Raw genomic sequence first — 2,184 nt, 5'->3', positions numbered from 1 at the left:
GGACCTCGAAAAGTTCGACGCCACCATGGTCCTGGACGTCCGCAACAAGACCGAGTACAAGGCCGGGCATGTCCCGGGCTCGTACCAGCTCAGCGGCGGCCGCCTCATGTGGCACCTGGATGAACTGCCCAGCGGCGGCACCATCGTGTCCTACTGCCAGTCCGGGGTACGGAATTCCGTGGCTGCCAGCGCCCTGCGACGGGCCGGGTACGACGTCGTCGAACTCGATGGCAGCTACGCCGCCTGGGACGCCTGGCAGAACTCTGGCCAGTCAGCCAGGGCCTAGAACCACTGGCCCTGCCGTCCGCACGGCCCTGCCGTCCGCACGGCCCGGAAAGCCCTCAGCCAGGCACGGCCTGGCCGTGTACGAAAAGAGATAAGGAGTCCCCTCAATGATGGACGGCTTTGGCCCCACCGAAGGGCAGGGACCGCCGCGCACGGGTGCGGGCCCTGCCCGGGCCAAGGAGATCCTTGAGGAACGTTACGCCCGCGGGGAGATCAGCACCGAGGAATACCAGGAACGGCGACGGATACTGGAGGAGGACGGCCGGTGAGGCCGCTGACACGCCGCCAGCTGCTGGCACTGGGTGCGGTCGGGGCCGGCGCTACGGCTGCCGGCGGCGCCGGGCTGTGGCTGAGCACCGGCAACGGACCCGGATACACCGGGGGTGTGGACCTGACCGAACCCCAGGTACTGGCCAGCCGCGACCGGGTGCTGGACCTGGACCTGATCGCCGCGCCGGCACGGGTCCGGGTAGGCGGGCGGGAAGCCTCCGTCCAGGCGTTCAACGGCTCACTGCCCGGTCCGACCCTGCGGGTCCGTGCGGGCGATACGATCCGGGTCACACTGCGCAACGGGCTGCAGGCTCCCACGAACCTGCACGTGCACGGACTGCATGTCTCCCCGCAGGGCAACAGCGACAACCCGTTCGTAAGCATTGACCCGGGCGGGTCCTTCGACTACGAGTTCACCCTGCCCGAGGACCACCCGCCTGGTACCTACTGGTACCACCCGCACCGCCACGGGCACGCCGCCGACCAGGTCGCCGCCGGCCTCTACGGGGCCATCGTGGTGGAGGACCCCGACCCGGTTCCGGTCACCCGGGAGCGGGTGCTGGTGGTCTCCGACCTGTCCCTCGATGCTGCCGGCAATCTCGCCGAGGCGGACCAGATGCAGCAGATGATGGGACGTGAGGGAGAGATCGTCCTGGTCAACGGGCAACTCCGCCCGCAACTGAGCGCCGCGCCCGGAGAACGGGAGCGGTGGCGGATCATCAACGCCTGCCCCTCCCGGTACCTGCGCCTGGCACTTGACGGACAGCAGGTCCGGCTGCTCAGCAGGGACCTCGGGCGCCTGCCGATCCCAGAGGACGTCACCGAAGTGGTTCTCGCCCCCGGCAACCGCGTAGAGCTGCTCGTGGAAACCCGCGACGGGTCCGCCGCCCTCACGGCTACCGCCCTGGACCGCGGCAGCATGAACGCCATGATGGGCGGGGCCATGAGGGGCGACAACGAATCCGGTGGCGGCTTGGTCGAACTGCTCACCCTGGCCGTCTCGGGAAGCGCGGGCACTGACCCCGGGCCCGTGCCCGAGGGCCGGCCCCTGCGCGATCTACGGAACGAACCGGTCACTGCCGCCCGCACCCTGAACTTCGCCATGGGCATGAATGGAAACATGGGCGCGGGAATGGGCAGCGGACAGGGCACCATGATGGCCTTCACCATCAACGGACGGGAGTTCGACGCCGAACGGGTCGACGAGACGGTCGCAGCCGGGACCGTGGAGGAGTGGACCCTGACCAACTCCAGCCCCATGGACCACCCCATCCACCTGCATGTGTGGCCCATGCAGATCGTCCAGGACGGCGACCGCGACGTGACCGGGCCCAAGTGGCAGGACGTGGTCAACGTCCCCGCCCGCAGCCAGGTGAAAGTCCGGGTGGCCTTCGACGACTTCGCCGGCCGCACCGTGATCCACTGCCACATTCTGGACCACGAAGACCAAGGCATGATGGCCACCGTCCAAGCCTGCTGACCGGCACCCCTAACACTGACAGGATCCGCCAATGGCCTTAGCCAACACCCCCTCCCGCCAGCAGTCTCGGACAACCGAGGTCATCACGCTGGGACTGCGGCAGAACCTGGCGCAGTTCATGCTCCTCGTCGCCGTCAACGCCCTGGTCG

The 2,184-nt window shown here is 68.7% G+C and carries 3 protein-coding genes; all 3 read left to right on the top strand.

Features of this window, described 5'->3' with window-relative positions; translation table 11 throughout:
• On the top strand, positions 1–286 hold a 286-nt coding region (locus QK290_RS18360; RefSeq protein ID WP_282332102.1), incomplete at its 5' end, for a rhodanese-like domain-containing protein.
• 106 nt (positions 287–392) lie between these two features.
• Entirely contained in the window at positions 393–554 is a 162-nt protein-coding gene (locus tag QK290_RS18355; RefSeq protein WP_282332101.1) for an SHOCT domain-containing protein, read from the top strand.
• On the top strand, positions 551–2,035 hold the full coding sequence (locus QK290_RS18350; RefSeq protein ID WP_282332099.1) for a multicopper oxidase family protein: 1,485 nt from the start codon (positions 551–553) through the stop codon (positions 2,033–2,035). The genes QK290_RS18355 and QK290_RS18350 overlap by 4 nt, the downstream gene beginning before the upstream one ends.
• Positions 2,036–2,184 lie beyond the last annotated feature (149 nt).

The organism is Pseudarthrobacter sp. AL07, assembly GCF_029960665.1.
Lineage (GTDB): Bacteria > Actinomycetota > Actinomycetes > Actinomycetales > Micrococcaceae > Arthrobacter.
This window is presented reverse-complemented; position numbering and strand designations above follow the sequence as displayed.

What these genes read in the sequence shown, in the direction of transcription:
- QK290_RS18355 (WP_282332101.1), top strand. Translation starts at nt 393, where the DNA reads ATGATGGACGGCTTTGGCCCCACCGAAGGGCAGGGACCGCCGCGCACG.